The sequence below is a fragment of the Pseudomonas sp. SLFW genome, assembly GCF_009905615.1.
Classification (GTDB): domain Bacteria; phylum Pseudomonadota; class Gammaproteobacteria; order Pseudomonadales; family Pseudomonadaceae; genus Aquipseudomonas; species Aquipseudomonas bambusae.
The window spans coordinates 237,351-251,827 of record NZ_JAAAKW010000001.1 but is presented as its reverse complement, the minus strand read 5'-3'; the positions used below and the strand labels follow the sequence as shown (position 1 = coordinate 251,827).

Annotated in this window: 13 protein-coding genes; 7 read left to right on the top strand and 6 right to left on the bottom strand. The window is 59.4% G+C overall.

Annotation, left to right across the window (positions count from 1 at the left end; all coding sequences use genetic code 11):
• Positions 1–435: 435 nt before the first annotated feature.
• Positions 436–2,016 (bottom strand): beta (1-6) glucans synthase, encoded by a 1,581-nt coding sequence (locus tag GVN17_RS00985; RefSeq protein WP_166593360.1) that lies wholly within the window; start codon positions 2,014–2,016, stop codon positions 436–438.
• 419 nt (positions 2,017–2,435) lie between these two features.
• Between GVN17_RS00985 and GVN17_RS00980 the strand changes: the two genes are divergently transcribed.
• From GVN17_RS00980 to GVN17_RS00970, 3 genes are all read left to right on the top strand, one after another.
• A complete protein-coding gene (locus GVN17_RS00980) occupies positions 2,436–3,293 on the top strand; it encodes a glycine betaine ABC transporter substrate-binding protein (RefSeq protein ID WP_166593359.1) in 858 nt (285 codons plus the stop codon).
• Positions 3,294–3,583: 290 nt separating this feature from the next.
• Positions 3,584–3,895, top strand: coding sequence for a DUF485 domain-containing protein (locus GVN17_RS00975; RefSeq protein WP_166593358.1), 312 nt, complete (start codon positions 3,584–3,586; stop codon positions 3,893–3,895).
• Positions 3,892–5,550, top strand: coding sequence for a cation acetate symporter (locus tag GVN17_RS00970; RefSeq protein WP_166593357.1), 1,659 nt, complete (start codon positions 3,892–3,894; stop codon positions 5,548–5,550). The genes GVN17_RS00975 and GVN17_RS00970 overlap by 4 nt, the downstream gene beginning before the upstream one ends.
• Positions 5,551–6,618: 1,068 nt before the next feature.
• On the opposite strand, the gene GVN17_RS00965 is transcribed toward GVN17_RS00970, so the two are convergent.
• Complete coding sequence (locus tag GVN17_RS00965; RefSeq protein ID WP_020290439.1) at positions 6,619–6,777, bottom strand: DUF3309 family protein; 159 nt, start codon at positions 6,775–6,777, stop codon at positions 6,619–6,621.
• 302 nt (positions 6,778–7,079) lie between these two features.
• Between GVN17_RS00965 and GVN17_RS00960 the strand changes: the two genes are divergently transcribed.
• The 4 genes from GVN17_RS00960 (at position 7,080) to csrA (ending at position 9,116) form a co-directional block, all read left to right on the top strand.
• Positions 7,080–7,457, top strand: coding sequence for a DUF2784 domain-containing protein (locus GVN17_RS00960; RefSeq protein WP_166593356.1), 378 nt, complete (start codon positions 7,080–7,082; stop codon positions 7,455–7,457).
• Positions 7,458–7,561: 104 nt separating this feature from the next.
• The gene (locus GVN17_RS00955) at positions 7,562–8,374 is read left to right on the top strand and encodes an SDR family oxidoreductase (RefSeq protein ID WP_166593355.1); all 813 of its coding nucleotides are present in this window, start codon (positions 7,562–7,564) and stop codon (positions 8,372–8,374) included.
• A gap of 67 nt (positions 8,375–8,441) precedes the next feature.
• Positions 8,442–8,774, top strand: a complete 333-nt coding sequence (locus GVN17_RS00950; RefSeq protein WP_166593354.1) for a YnfA family protein — start codon at positions 8,442–8,444, stop codon at positions 8,772–8,774.
• A gap of 144 nt (positions 8,775–8,918) precedes the next feature.
• On the top strand, positions 8,919–9,116 hold the full coding sequence (gene csrA / locus GVN17_RS00945; RefSeq protein WP_166593353.1) for a carbon storage regulator CsrA: 198 nt from the start codon (positions 8,919–8,921) through the stop codon (positions 9,114–9,116).
• 27 nt (positions 9,117–9,143) lie between these two features.
• On the opposite strand, the gene GVN17_RS00940 is transcribed toward csrA, so the two are convergent.
• The 4 genes from GVN17_RS00940 to GVN17_RS00925 form a co-directional block, all read right to left on the bottom strand.
• Complete coding sequence (locus GVN17_RS00940) at positions 9,144–9,374, bottom strand: YheU family protein (protein ID WP_166593352.1); 231 nt, start codon at positions 9,372–9,374, stop codon at positions 9,144–9,146.
• A 258-nt stretch (positions 9,375–9,632) separates the two neighbouring features.
• Positions 9,633–10,820 (bottom strand): osmoprotectant NAGGN system M42 family peptidase, encoded by a 1,188-nt coding sequence (locus GVN17_RS00935; RefSeq protein WP_166593351.1) that lies wholly within the window; start codon positions 10,818–10,820, stop codon positions 9,633–9,635.
• Between the two features lie 97 nt (positions 10,821–10,917).
• Positions 10,918–12,666, bottom strand: a complete 1,749-nt coding sequence (gene ngg / locus GVN17_RS00930; RefSeq protein ID WP_166593350.1) for an N-acetylglutaminylglutamine synthetase — start codon at positions 12,664–12,666, stop codon at positions 10,918–10,920.
• A 3-nt stretch (positions 12,667–12,669) separates the two neighbouring features.
• Positions 12,670–14,442 (bottom strand): N-acetylglutaminylglutamine amidotransferase, encoded by a 1,773-nt coding sequence (locus tag GVN17_RS00925; protein ID WP_166593349.1) that lies wholly within the window; start codon positions 14,440–14,442, stop codon positions 12,670–12,672.
• Between the last annotated feature and the right edge of the window lie 35 nt (positions 14,443–14,477).

The following is a 14,477-nucleotide window of genomic DNA, read 5'->3' as shown; positions in this document are numbered from 1 at the left end:
GTGATCCCCATCCGGGATACAAGAGCAAACGTATTTTTTTGAGCGCTTATCTGCTTCGATCCATGGCCTGAGGCGAGGATCCAACCCGTTCTGGACGCTACCTGACGGTAGTTTTATTGTTCTCGGTCGGGCTGTGAGGCCAAGGCCTCTGTAAAGCACATCTACTCCAAAAAAATCTGTTGGCTGCGTCTCTGTGCCGTTGTTCTTGTTATGTCAGAGCCGATTCATCTTATTTTTATTGGGTTTTCACATTTTGTTCTTGTTATGCAGGAGATATAGCAGGCAGCGTGCCAACTTTTTAATTCCCTTTAAAATCAATGGCTTGAAAAAATCGTTCTGCCTGGGTGTTAATCCGAAAGGACTATTCTGTTTCCGTGTTACCCGTATTCTGTTTTGGAATGGCATCAGCGGTAACACAATGTGTTCCTCACCCCGTCACTCGCGCGCACGCTCTGGCTCGGGGCTCGCCGCGCTGATTCGAACACTGCGCCACAACGCCAGGGTCATCACCACGCTGACCGCTGCCCACCCCAGAGCCTGCGGGTTGCTCAGCCCTTCGCGAATCACCTGCGGCACGATCCCGATCCCGATGATGCAAGCCAGCAACGTGGCTTCCCGACGCAGCACCCTGACCGGTCGCAGCAGATAAAAGAGGGCGGGCAGCCACAACGTCGGGGTGGCGAAGCTGCGGTAACGCGGGTCAAAGACCATCTCCAGCATCATCACCGCGCCCGCAAAACCGGCCGCGCTCAGCCACCACCCGGCGCGGGACTCGAACCAGGCGAAGCCTCGGCCGCGCCACCCTTGCCGGCCCGAGAGCGCCAATGCGGCGTGCATCAGGACCAGCAGGTTCAGCACCATCAACGCCCCGGCCCATAGGTATTCGCCGGTAAACCGACTGGTCACCCGCGCCAGTTCCCCCCATGTGCCAATACACGCGCCGCCGAATACGGCGAGCAGCGGGACGATCAACGCGCTGCGAGACTGAGTCACACGGCCTGCCAAAAACAGCGCCAGCAGGCCGATCACACCGCTGACCGCCAGCCAGAACGGCCAATACGGCAGGTTCGACACTGGCCCCGTGAGCACGCCTTTCTCCTGTCGGTCGGCGTCGAACAAGCCCCAATAACCCCCGACCGCGCCCTCGGCTTCCCGCTTCCAGGGTTGGTCGAAGGCTTCGATCAGGTTGTAATGCCAGCCGTGCTGTTCGGCTAGGGCGACGAAGCTGCGAATGAACTTCGCCTCGTTGAACCGGCTCGGCAACGCTGTCTCACGTTGACGCCCCTCGCTGGGCCATCCGGTTTCACCGATCAGAATGTCCTTGGGGGCGAATTTTTCGCCGAAGCGCTGACGAATCTGCGCGACGAGGGTCAACGCGTCGTCGATACCCTTGGGATCGTCTTCCCAATACGGCAGCAGGTGAATGGTCACGAAATCCACGGCAGGCGCGATCTCCGGGTATTGCAGCCAGTATTCCCAGACGTCGGCGTAGGTCACCGGCTGTTTGACCTCGGCTTTCACCTGACGAATCAGTTTGGCCAACTGAGGTCCCGTCACTTCTTTGCGTAACAGCGTTTCGTTACCGACGATCACAGCGGTGACAACGTCCGGGTAGGCATTGGCGGCGGTGATCAATGCCTTGATCTCGTGCGCTGTGTCCTCGGGGCTGGCATTGACCCACGCGCCAAGCATCACTTTCAGCCCGTGCTTGCGCGCCAATGCCGGGATCGCTTCAAGGCCGGTCATTGAATAGGTACGGATGCACTCGAAGCGCGTGGCGAGCAGCGCCAGGTCGGCATTCATTCGAGCAGGTCGGGGCGTGAACGGCTGATCGAAGGGCGACTGGTCTTTATCGAAAGGGGTGTAGGACGCGCATTGCAGCTTGTGCGTCGGCGTCGCGGCATCCGGCAGCACGACGGGTTTGCCAAGGGTGTACCAGTAACCGAACAGGGCAATCAGCGCGATTAGACAAGCGGCGAGATACGTCAAAACAGGCGAGCGGAAGGGGACGGGCATGATGGGGCCGAAAAGGAGCAGAGGGCCGCAGCATAGCTCAGGGGGCCCTCAAAACGGCAGGCCTCACGCTACACGTTGGGGCATCGCCGCTTTGCTTTTTCTTGCCGTTCAAGGCTCGAAACTCGCCGCTGCTTTTAAAGCATGCAAGTTTCGGACGGACCGGGCCCTCTTTTACGACCTGTTTGTCGTTGATGGCCCTGTGATGTCGTTTCCCGCTGTCTGAGTGTCGTTGACAGGAAAGGCACAAGGTCGGTGGGGGTTGATGATCGGCTCGTCGATGCAGCGAGTGCTGCTGCGAAGGCAAGTGGTTGAAGCGTGAAAGTTAAGCGGTGCGCCAAATGCGTGCGCGGGCTGCGAGCTTAAAAAAACGTTAACGATACCCGACCGCCGTCGGGTGCAGGACTACCGGGGAAGTAACGATGAAGATGCGAAATATCCTGGGTGCGGGTGCCGCGCTGGCCCTTGCTATCAGTTCCACGCTGGCCATTGCCGCCGACAAACCCGAGCTGAGCATCGGTTATGTGGATGGCTGGTCCGACAGCGTTGCGACGACCAACGTCGCAGCCGAAGTGATCAAACAGAAACTGGGCTACCCCGTGAAACTGCAGGCCGTCGCTGCCGGGATCATGTGGCAGGGCGTTGCCACCGGCAAACTGGACATGATGCTGTCCGCCTGGCTGCCCGTGACACACGGCGAATACTGGGAAAAGAACAAGGACAAGGTCACCGACTACGGTCCTAACTTCAAAGACGCCAAGATCGGCCTGATCGTGCCTGAGTACGTGAAAGCCAACTCGGTTGCCGACCTGAAGACCGATGAGTCCTTCAAGAAGAAAATCGTCGGCATCGACGCTGGTTCGGGCGTAATGATCAAGACCGATCAGGCCATCAAAGACTACGGTCTGGACGGCTACAAACTTCAGGCGAGTTCCGGCGCCGGCATGATTGCCGAGCTGACCCGCGCTGAGAATAAGAAAGAATCCATCGCCGTCACCGGTTGGGTGCCGCACTGGATGTTCGCCAAGTGGAAACTGAAATTCCTGGAAGATCCAAAAGGCGTTTACGGTGCAGCTGAAACCGTGGACAGCGTCGGCAGCAAAGAGCTGGCCACTAAAGCGCCAGACGTTGCTGACTTCCTGAAAAAATTCCAGTGGAGCAGCAAGGACGAGATCGGCGAAGTCATGCTCGCCATTCAGGACGGCGCCAAGCCTGAACAGGCTGCGAAAGACTGGGTCGCCAAACACCCGGATCGCGTCAAAGAGTGGACCGGTAAGTAATTTGCCGCAAAAGATTCATGCGTGACCCCAGCCGCCCGGCAAGTGATTGCCGGGCGGTTTCTTTGTTTCGAATATTTCCATACGTTGAGCCGGGCTGCCACAGGCGCAGTGCCGCAACAACGGCACGCTTCTTCTGCCAAACATGCCTCCGCTTTTCCCACTTCCTCACCCCCGTGCAGTGCCCTGTGTATCAACTAATGTCGTTCTAATACTAAGGTCGTCTGGAGCGCGGCCTAGAGCCAGCTAAAGTGGAATACGTGACATCCATCTGTGCTGCGAGGACAAAAACAATGAACGACAGCATTTACCTCTCGATTCAGAACAGCCCGCGCTTCAAGGAGCTGGTCTCGAAAAGGGAACGATTCGCCTGGATTCTCTCGGCGATCATGCTTGGGCTCTATTCCGCTTTCATCCTTTTGATTGCGTATGGGCCTCAGATTCTCGGCGCCAAACTCAGCGCCACTTCATCCATCACCTGGGGAATGCCAATCGGCGTGGGCCTGATCCTTTCCGCTTTCGTGCTGACCGCCATCTACGTTCGTCGTGCAAACGGCGAGTTCGATGAGCTGAACAACGCGATCCTGAAGGAGGCACAACAATGATCCGGCGCCTGTTTGCAGCTTTGGGCCTGGCGGCCTTCGCACCGACTCTCTGGGCGGCGGATGCCCTGACCGGTGCCGTGCAAAAACAACCGCTCAACGTTGCCGCGATCGTCATGTTCGTGATCTTCGTCGGCGCCACGCTTTGCGTGACCTACTGGGCGGCCAAGAAAAACAAATCGGCGGCGGACTACTACGCGGCGGGCGGCAAGATCACCGGTTTCCAGAACGGTCTGGCCATCGCCGGTGACTACATGTCGGCAGCGTCCTTCCTGGGTATCTCGGCCCTGGTGTACGCATCCGGCTACGACGGCCTGATCTATTCGATCGGCTTCCTCGTCGGCTGGCCGATTATCCTGTTCCTGATCGCCGAACGCCTGCGTAACCTGGGCAAGTACACCTTCGCTGACGTGGCGTCCTACCGCCTGAAGCAGAAGGAAATCCGTACCCTGTCCGCCTGTGGTTCGCTGGTGGTCGTGGCGTTCTACCTGATCGCGCAAATGGTCGGTGCGGGCAAGCTGATCCAGCTGCTGTTCGGCCTCGACTACAACGTCGCGGTGGTGCTGGTCGGTATCCTGATGTGCCTGTATGTGTTGTTCGGCGGCATGCTGGCGACCACCTGGGTGCAGATCATCAAGGCAGTCTTGCTGCTGTCCGGTGCCTCGTTCATGGCGCTGATGGTGATGAAACACGTCAATTTCGACTTCAACGTGCTGTTCTCCGAAGCCGTGAAGGTTCACCCGAAAGGCGAGGCCATCATGAGCCCCGGCGGTCTGGTGAAAGATCCGATCTCGGCGTTCTCCCTGGGTCTGGCCCTGATGTTCGGTACGGCTGGCCTGCCACACATCCTGATGCGCTTCTTCACAGTGAGCGACGCGAAAGAAGCCCGTAAATCGGTTCTGTACGCGACTGGCTTCATCGGCTACTTCTACATCCTGACCTTCATCATCGGCTTCGGCGCGATCCTGCTGGTCAGCACCAACCCGATGTTCAAAGATGCCGCAGGCGCTCTGTTGGGCGGTAACAACATGGCGGCGGTGCACTTGGCCAACGCGGTCGGTGGCAGCCTGTTCCTGGGCTTCATCTCGGCGGTGGCGTTCGCGACCATTCTGGCGGTGGTAGCCGGTCTGACCCTGGCCGGTGCGTCGGCGGTGTCTCACGACCTGTATGCCAGCGTGATCAAAGCGGGCAAAGCCAACGAGAAAGACGAAATCCGCGTGTCGAAATACACCACGGTTGCGCTGGCTGTCGTGGCCATCGTGCTGGGTATCGCGTTTGAAAGTCAGAACATTGCGTTCATGGTCGGCCTGGCGTTCTCCATCGCGGCGAGCTGTAACTTCCCTGTGTTGTTGCTCTCGATGTACTGGAAAAACCTGACGACTCGCGGCGCGATGATCGGCGGCTGGATGGGCTTGATCAGTGCCGTGGTGCTGATGATCCTAGGCCCGACCATCTGGGTGCAGATTCTGCATCACGAGAAGGCGATCTTCCCGTACGAGTACCCGGCGTTCTTCTCGATCATCATTGCGTTCGTGGGGATCTGGTTCTTCTCGATCACTGACAAGTCGAAAGCGGCCGAGGGTGAACGTGCGTTGTTCTTCCCGCAGTTCGTGCGTTCGCAGACCGGTCTGGGGGCGAGTGGGGCGGTTTCTCACTGATCTGAGTTAGCGTTTCAAATGAAAAACCCCGCTCTTTGTAGTGGGGTTTTTTTGTTGGCTGAGATTGGGGGCATATCCAATTGCGGTGGTGTTGCTTATATCGGTTCCGCCCTTACGGCGGGTCACTTTTTCAAGAGCCAAAAAGTAACCAAAAGGCCCTGCTCCTGGTTTGGCTTCGACTTCGTCGAAGTACCCTCACTCCGGCGACGCTCCGTGGGCCCGCGCCGAACGGACATCCATGTCCTTGCGGCGCTCTCGCGGCATCCATGCCGCTCGACCCACTCCGCGCCGCCTGCGTTCGGCCTGCACCCAAGTCGGGTTCCGCGGTGTCTGTACTGGCGTGTGTGAAGATCAAGATCAAAAGCGAACGCGAACGCTCAGTTCGAATCTTGACGCTATCCCTGTGGGAGACGCCTGAGGTTACGATGGTAGCGAAAGCGGTGGGTCGGTGTTGGTGAAGGCTTCGGAGCGCCGCAGAGCATCTGTGGGAGCGAATTCATTCGCGAATGGCCGGTACAGCCGCCACATCCCCATCGCCTGAACGATTTTTCGCGAATGAATTCGCTCCCACAGGGGAATGGCGGAGCTGCACAGGTTTGCGCTCAACCTAAAAGAGCCAGACGCGTCGCTTGGCTTTGGCTTTGGCTTTGGCTTTGGCTTTGGCTTTGGCTTTGGCTTTGGCTTTGGCTTTGGCTGTTGATCTTGTACCGCGAAATTCCAGACACCGCAGAACGCGACTTGGGTGCAGGCCGAACGCAGGCGGCGCGGAGTGGGTCGAGCGGCATGGATGCCGCGAGAGCCGCGCTGGGCCATGGATGGCCCTTCGCGGCGGGCCCACGGAGCGTCGCCGGAGTGAGGGAACTTCGACGAAGTCGAAGCCAAACCAGGAGCAGGCACCCTTGGTTACTTGGGGTGCTTTTCCAAGTAACTCGCCGGAGGCGAAATCTTCTGCCCCTAGGCAGAACCGTAATCAGCAACACCACCGCAATTGGATATACACACAAAACCCAGCAGCCCAATAAAAAACCCCACTACAAAGAGCGGGGTTTTTCGCTGGCGGCGGGGCGGTTATATCCTGCCAAGCAACACCAGAATCAGCAGAATCACCAGGATCGTACCGATGATCCCCGATGGCCCATAACCCCAACTTCTAGAGTGTGGGAAGACCGGAAGACCGCCGACCAACAGGAGAATGAGGATGATGATCAGAATTGTGCCGATGCCCATGACGAGTTCCTTCTTGTGTTCTTGGTAAATGGCAATGCCGTTCAAGCGTTCGCCAACTTCGTGAAAAGTTGTAGTGCTTGAATAATCCGACTCTGGCCCGGAACAAAAGGTTCGGATGAGAGGAAATAAAAAATAACATTTTTATAATTATGATAAAAATCAATAGCTTGAAGTGAAATGGTGAATGTTAAAACCCGTGTATTCGATCCCGGCTAACCTTCATGTACTGGCAATAAGCGCGGAACTAACATTTTCAGCGCCGGTCACGAAGTTGCCAAAACCCCTTAATCAGGAAGCAAGCTATGTTTTATTCGGTGATGGCAGACGCCATGGTCGTCTTCCATCTAACGTTCATTCTGTTCGTCATGTTCGGTGCACTTCTGGTGTTGCACCGCCGTGCTTGGGCCGTGTTGCACCTGCCAGCCGTCGCCTGGGGCATGGCGGTGGAGTTTTTGCACCTGTACTGCCCGCTGACCCCGCTGGAAAACAGCCTGCGGCTCAAAGCCGGTGCCGCCGGGTACGAAGGGGATTTCATCGGCCACTACCTCATCCCGCTGATCTACCCCGCCGGTCTCACACCGCAGATTCAGATCGGACTGGGCGTCATCGTTGTTGTGGTCAATCTTGCTGCTTACCTCTGGGTCATCACCCGCTGGCGGGGCCGACGCAGCGCGGCCTGAGACGCCGGTTTGCCTCGCATATTCAGCCAGTCAATGGAGGGGTTGTCGGACAATGTGTCTGTTTACACTGAGGCCACTTCCCCGCAATCGACAAGGCAATGGCTATGCAAAATCGCATCATGATCACTGGCGCAGGTTCCGGCCTGGGGCGTGAAATCGCGCTGCGCTGGGCACGTGAAGGCTGGAAACTGGCGTTGTCAGACGTCAGCGACGCAGGCCTGCAAGAAACCTTGAATCGGGTGCGTGAAGCGGGGGGCGACGGTTTCGTTCAGCGGTGCGATGTGCGCGACTACAGCCAACTGACCGCTTTCGCACAGGCCTGTGAGCAGCGGTTTGGTGGCATCGACATCATCGTCAACAACGCGGGCGTGGCGTCGGGCGGGTTCTTTGGTGAACTGTCGCTGGAGGATTGGGATTGGCAGATCGCGATCAACCTCATGGGCGTGGTGAAAGGCTGCAAGGCGTTCCTGCCGCTGCTGGAGCAGAGCAAGGGCAAGATCATCAACATCGCGTCGATGGCCGCGCTGATGCAAGGCCCGGCGATGAGCAATTACAACGTGGCAAAGGCGGGGGTGGTGGCGTTGTCGGAGAGCCTGTTGGTGGAACTGCGTCAACAGGAAGTAGGCGTTCATGTGGTGTGCCCGTCGTTTTTCCAGACCAATCTGCTGGACTCGTTCCGCGGCCCGACCCCGGCGATGAAAGCCCAGGTCGGCAAGTTGCTGGAAAGCTCGCCGATCTCCGCCAGCGACATCGCGGCCTACGTTTACGATCAAGTTGCCAAGGGCGAATTCATGATCCTGCCCCACGAACAAGGCCGCATGGCCTGGCAGATCAAACAGCAAAACCCCCACGCGATTTACGACGAAATGGCTAATATGGCCGACAAGATGCGCGCCAAGGCCAAGTCCGTTGGCTGACGTTCACGTCTGATTTATCTGATAGGGTGGCGCGCATCGTTCCGGCCACCCTTGAAGGGATTCCATCGTGCTCAACTACCTGTGGTTCTTCCTCGCCGCCTTGTTCGAGATCGCCGGATGCTACGGCTTCTGGCTGTGGTTGCGTCAGGGGAAAAGCGCGCTATGGGTGATTCCTGCGCTGATCAGCCTGACCCTTTTCGCACTGTTGCTGACTCGCGTCGAAGCGGCCTACGCCGGACGCGCTTATGCGGCATACGGCGGCATCTACATCATCACCTCGATTGCCTGGCTCGCCGTGATCGAGCGCGTGAGGCCATTGACATCGGATTGGCTCGGCCTCGCGTTCTGCGTGATCGGCGCGACGATCATCCTGTTGGGCCCGCGCGGAACGGTTTCATGACCGAAATGACGTGTTTGTAGGACGCGTCTGTCAGCAACCGCCGTCACCCTCTGAAGGGCAAGACTGATTTGTTCCAGGCGCATTGAAGCATTGGATCCAGCGCGGCAACCTGCCCCCTCGGTTACCACCCAGGGAGTAGGAAAGATGCTGGTATTGACGCGGGAAATAGGAGAAACCTTCTCCATCGGTGATGACATCACGGTGCAGATTCTGGGGATCACTGGCAATCAGGTGCGCTTGGGGATCGATGCCCCGCAGCACGTGAAAATCCACCGTGCCGAGGTCTATCGGCGCATTGCCCAGCGCTTGCAGCAGATGGCGGCGCCGCCCTCCGGTTCCTGATGACATCCCTTCACGACGGCATCGTGCTCAGTCTTCGAAATACTCCTTGGGTACTTCGTGCTTGAGCATCAGTTGGCATTGCTGGCTTTCGAGGTCGAAGAAGATCACCGCCTGACCTTTGCTCAACGCGTGGCGAACCCGCAATACGCGGGTTTCCAGCGGCGTGTCATCGCCATTGTCGGTGCCGTCGCGGGTCACGAAGTCCTCGATCAGACGCGTCAGGGTGTCGGCTTCGAGTTGGTCGTAGGGGATTAGCATGGGGTTCTCGGTCGTTGCGAAGGGCAGATGGCGGGGATGCTAGCGTGGTCGGGGGAATGGGGCTACGTCGGCGTTGATGGATTCCTACGATCTCATTGGCAATAAGAGCGAAATGTGGAAGGGAATTCATTCTGGACGGCATTCCGACGAAGGTAGGTACATCCAACAATCGCTAGCGGATGTACCACCGTATCGCGAATAAATTCGCTCCCACAGGTTGAATCTCACAGGCAAGGGCTGCGGTTATTCGAACCGTGTCTACCGCTGCCCCACCAATGTATCCACCGCAGGCACGCGCGTGTCCGATTCCATCTGCGCGTCGTGCTCCAGCTGGTGGCTGAAGTTTTCCAGGGACGCATTGGCCGGCTTCGCATCGCTCGCAAATACCGGCGGGCTGAGGATGTAAGCCGTCAGCAGTTTGCTCAGCGTATTGAGGCTGTCAATGTGCGTACGCTCATACCCATGCGTCGCGTCGCAACCAAAGGCCAGGAGCGCGGTGCGGGTGTCATAACCTGCCGTTATCGCCGAGTGCGCGTCGCTGTAGTAATAGCGGAACAGGTCGCGGCGCACCGACAGTTCTTTTTCCTGGCCCAGCCGCAGCAAATGCCGGGACAGGTGATAGTCATACGGCCCGCCAGAATCCTGCATGGCCACGCTGACCGCGTGTTCGCTGGAGTGCTGGCCCGGCGCGACCGGCGCGATGTCGATCCCCACGAATTCACTGACGTCCCACGGCAGACTGCCCGCCGCGCCGCTGCCGGTTTCTTCGGTGATGGTGAACAGCGGGTGGCAATCGATAGGTGGCTCGGCGCCGCTGTCGACGATGGCCTTGAGGGCCGCGAGCAGTGCCGCGACACCCGCCTTGTCGTCAAGGTGACGGGCGCTGATATGGCCACTTTCGGTGAACTCGGGCAACGGATCGAAAGCGACGAAATCACCCACGTTAATGCCCAGCGACTCGCAATCAGCGCGAGTCGCGCAGTAGGCGTCCAGACGCAGTTCAATGTGATCCCAACTGATCGGCATGGTGTCGACGGCGGTGTTGAACGCGTGCCCTGAAGCCATCAACGGCAAGACGCTGCCGCGAATCACGCCGGTGTCGGTGAACACGCTGACGCGGCTACCCTCGGCAAATCGGCTCGACCAGCAACCGACGGCCGCCAGGCCCAGACGACCATTGTCTTTCACCTCGCGCACGCTGGCGCCGATGGTGTCCAGGTGCGCGGAAACGGCGCGGTCGGGACTGCTCTGTTTGCCTTTTAACGTCGCACGGATGGTGCCGCGACGGGTGAGTTCGAAGGGAATGCTCAACTCTTCAAGACGCTCGGCGACGTAGCGCACGATGGTGTCTGTGAAGCCTGTGGGGCTTGGAATCGCGAGCATTTCCAGCAGGACTTTCTGCAGGTAATTCAGATCCGGTTCATGGATTTTCTTTGCAGTGGTCATGGTAGCTCCAGTCGGAGCAGCGGCAAGCGACAAGCTACGAGCTGCAAGTGGTCGCGCCAACTTCTTGCAGCTTGCAGCTTACAACTCATAGCTGCTTTTAGCCGTGAACAGGCAGGCTATGGGGAAACAACAGATCGACGAAGCGTTCGGCGGTCGGCTGTGGCTCATGGTTGGCCAGGCCGCAGCGTTCGTTGGCTTCGATGAACACGTAGTCCGGTTGATCGGCGGCCGGGACCATCAGGTCCAGGCCCACCACCGGGATGTCGAGGGCGCGGGCGGCGCGGATGGCGGCGTCTTTCAACACCGGGTGCAGGATGGCGGTGACGTCTTCCAGGCAGCCGCCCGTGTGCAGGTTGGCCGTGCGGCGAACCGCCAGGCGCTGATCGGCAGGCAGCACGCTGTCGAAGGTGAAACCGGCGTCTTCGACGGTACGCCGGGTCTCGTCGTCCATCGGAATCTTGCTTTCGCCCCCGGTCGCTGCAGCACGACGACGGCTCTGGGCTTCGATCAGTTGACCGATGGTGTGACGCCCGTCGCCCATGATTTCTGCAGGACGACGAATGGCGGCGGCCACCACGTCAAACCCGATGACGACAATGCGCAGGTCGAACCCTTCGTGGAAGCTTTCCAGCAACACGCGGGAGTCGAACTGCCGCGCACGTTCGACCGCCGCCTGCACGTCTTCGATGGTGCGCAAATCGACCGCAACGCCTTGGCCCTGCTCGCCATCCACCGGCTTGACCACGATCCGTGCGTGCTCGTCGAGAAACCCCAGGTTGTCGTCCGCATTGCCCGCCAGTTGTTGCACCGGCAGTTCGAGGCCCGCCGCTTTCAGTACCTTATTGGTCAGGCGCTTGTCCTGGCATAGGGTCATGCTGACGGCGGTGGTCAGGTCGCTCAACGACTCACGGCAACGGATGCGACGGCCGCCGTGAATCAGCGTGAACAGCCCGGCTTCGGCATCGTCCACCTGCACCTCGATGCCGCGACGATGGGCTTCTTCGACGATGATCCGCGCATACGGATTGAAGTCCGCCTGCGGGCCGGGGCCGAGGAACAGCTTTTCGTTGATGCCGTTCTTGCGCTTGATGGCGAAGGTCGGCAGGTTGCGGAAGCCGAGCTTGCCGTAAAGGTTTTTCGCCTGCTGATTGTCGTGCAGCACCGACAGGTCCAGGTAGGCCAGACCGCGACTCTGGAAATGCTCGATCAGATGACGCACCAGCACTTCGCCGACGCCGGGCCGGGTGCATTGCGGATCGACGGCCAGGCACCACAGGCTGCTGCCGTTTTCCGGATCGTTGAAAGCCTTTTGATGATTCAGGCCCATGACGCTGCCGATCACCGCATTAGTGGTCTCGTCCTCGGCGATCCAGTACACCGGACCACCCTGATGACGCGGGGTCAGCAGGGTCGGGTCGATCGGCAGCATGCCGCGCGCGATGTACAGGTTGTTGATCGCGTCCCAGTCGGCCTGGTTCTGCGCACGACGAATCCGGAAGCCACGAAATACCCGCTGTGAAGGGCGGTAATCGCTGAACCACAGGCGCAGCGTGTCCGAAGGGTCGAGGAACAATTGCTGTGGCGATTGCGCCAGCACTTGCTGCGGCGCCGCGATGTACAACGCGATGTCGCGCTCGCCGGGTTTTTCGTTAAGCAGTTCGTTCGCCAGCGCCGCAGGATCAGGGTAGGTGTGGCCGATCAGCAGACGGCCCCAGCCGCAATGCAAGGCCAGGGGCTCGTCATTGAGGGAACTACCGTCTTCGGCGAAGCGCGCCTGCAAACGCTCGTAGGACGGCGCCTGACCGCGCAACAGGCGCTGGTTGTAGATCGAAGCGTTGGCTTTCATGGGTCAAAGTCCTTGTTCGCTGAGCCACAGGTTCAGGGCTGCGAGCTGCCACAGCTTCGAGCCGCGCAGCGGGGTCAATTGACCATCTGGGTTGGTCAGCAGCGTATCGAGCATCGTCGGGTTGAACAGGCCACGGTCCTGACTCGGGTCGAGTAACAGGTCGCGCACCCAGTTCAGCGTGTCGCCCTCCAGATGCTTGAGGCCCGGCACCGGGAAATAGCCTTTCTTACGGTCGATGACCTCGGAAGGGATCACCAGACGCGCCGCTTCTTTCAGAACTTGCTTGCCACCGTCCGGCAGCTTGAAGCGCGCAGGAACACGGGCTGACAGCTCAACGAGGCGGTAGTCGAGGAACGGCGTGCGTGCTTCCAGACCCCAGGCCATGGTCATGTTGTCCACGCGTTTCACCGGGTCGTCCACCAGCATCACGGTACTGTCCAGCCGCAGGGCTTTATCGACACCCGCATCGGCGCCCGGCATGGCGAAGTGTTCGCGCACGAAATCACCGGCAGCGTCGTTCTGGGTCAGCCATTGCGGGGCAACCGTGGCTGCGTACTCGTCGTAGCTGCGGTCGAAGAACGCTTCGCGATAGGCCGCATACGGGTCGCTGGCGCCATCGACTTGCGGGTACCAGTGATACCCGGCGAACAGTTCGTCCGCGCCCTGGCCGCTCTGCACCACTTTGCAGTGCTTGGCGACTTCGCGGGACAGCAGGTAAAAGGCAATGCAGTCGTGGCTGACCATCGGCTCGCTCATGGCGCGGAACGCGGCAGGCAACTGCTCGATGATCTCGCTTTCCTTGATGCGCAACTGATGATGGTTCGTGCCGTAGTGCTTGGCGATCAAGTCCGAATACTGGAACTCGTCGCCACGCTCGCCGCCCGCATCCTGGAAGCCGATGGAGAACGTCGAAAGGTCTTTTACACCGACTTCGCGCAACAGGCCCACGAGCATGCTGGAATCGACGCCGCCCGAGAGCAGCACCCCAACGTCCACAGCAGCACGCTGGCGGATGGCCACGGCTTCACGGGTGCTGTCGAGCACGCGGTCGCGCCAGTCTTCGAGGGTCAGGTTCGCTTCATCGGCATGAGGGCCGTACGGCAGCGTCCACCAGACTTTCTGTTCGACCTTGCCGTCGGCGCTCACACGCATCCAGGTGGCCGGCGGAATTTTCTCGACGCCAGCGAGCAGGGTGCGCGGGGCAGGGACCACAGCGTGGAAATTCAGGTAATGGTTCAGCGCGACCGGGTCGAGCATCGGGCTGATGTCGCCGCCTTTGAGCAGGGCAGGCAGGGCCGAGGCGAAACGCAGGCGTTTATCGGTGCGCGACAGGTACAGCGGCTTCACGCCGAGACGGTCGCGAGCGATGAAGAGACTCTTGTTGTCGCGCTCCCAGATGGCGAAGGCGAACATGCCGTTCAGCTTGGGCAGCATGTCGGCGCCCCAGGCGTGATAGCCCTTGAGCAGCACTTCGGTGTCGCCACCGGAATGGAATTGATAGCCGAGGCTTTCCAGCTCGGCGCGCAATTCCGGAAAGTTATAAATCGCACCGTTGAAGGCCAGTGACAGGCCCAGATGGCTGTCGATCATCGGCTGCGCCGAGCCGTCAGACAGGTCCATGATTTTCAGGCGACGATGGCCCAGGGCAATCGGCCCTTGGCTATGAAAACCCCAGGCATCCGGGCCGCGAGGGGCCAGATGATGGGTGATGCGTTCTACCGCGGCGAGATCCGCAGGTTGATTGTCGAAACGTAGTTCACCAGCTAATCCGCACATAAGTCCTTACCGGTTTTCCGTTGGGGAATGTGGCC

What these genes read in the sequence shown, in the direction of transcription:
- GVN17_RS00970 (WP_166593357.1), top strand. Translation starts at nt 3,892, where the DNA reads ATGATCCGGCGCCTGTTTGCAGCTTTGGGCCTGGCGGCCTTCGCACCG.
- csrA (WP_166593353.1), top strand. Translation starts at nt 8,919, where the DNA reads ATGCTGGTATTGACGCGGGAAATAGGAGAAACCTTCTCCATCGGTGAT.
- GVN17_RS00940 (WP_166593352.1), bottom strand. Translation starts at nt 9,374, where the DNA reads ATGCTAATCCCCTACGACCAACTCGAAGCCGACACCCTGACGCGTCTG.
- GVN17_RS00965 (WP_020290439.1), bottom strand. Translation starts at nt 6,777, where the DNA reads ATGGGCATCGGCACAATTCTGATCATCATCCTCATTCTCCTGTTGGTC.
- ngg (WP_166593350.1), bottom strand. Translation starts at nt 12,666, where the DNA reads ATGAAAGCCAACGCTTCGATCTACAACCAGCGCCTGTTGCGCGGTCAG.
- GVN17_RS00955 (WP_166593355.1), top strand. Translation starts at nt 7,562, where the DNA reads ATGCAAAATCGCATCATGATCACTGGCGCAGGTTCCGGCCTGGGGCGT.
- GVN17_RS00975 (WP_166593358.1), top strand. Translation starts at nt 3,584, where the DNA reads ATGAACGACAGCATTTACCTCTCGATTCAGAACAGCCCGCGCTTCAAG.
- GVN17_RS00980 (WP_166593359.1), top strand. Translation starts at nt 2,436, where the DNA reads ATGAAGATGCGAAATATCCTGGGTGCGGGTGCCGCGCTGGCCCTTGCT.
- GVN17_RS00935 (WP_166593351.1), bottom strand. Translation starts at nt 10,820, where the DNA reads ATGACCACTGCAAAGAAAATCCATGAACCGGATCTGAATTACCTGCAG.
- GVN17_RS00925 (WP_166593349.1), bottom strand. Translation starts at nt 14,442, where the DNA reads ATGTGCGGATTAGCTGGTGAACTACGTTTCGACAATCAACCTGCGGAT.
- GVN17_RS00985 (WP_166593360.1), bottom strand. Translation starts at nt 2,016, where the DNA reads ATGCCCGTCCCCTTCCGCTCGCCTGTTTTGACGTATCTCGCCGCTTGT.
- GVN17_RS00960 (WP_166593356.1), top strand. Translation starts at nt 7,080, where the DNA reads ATGTTTTATTCGGTGATGGCAGACGCCATGGTCGTCTTCCATCTAACG.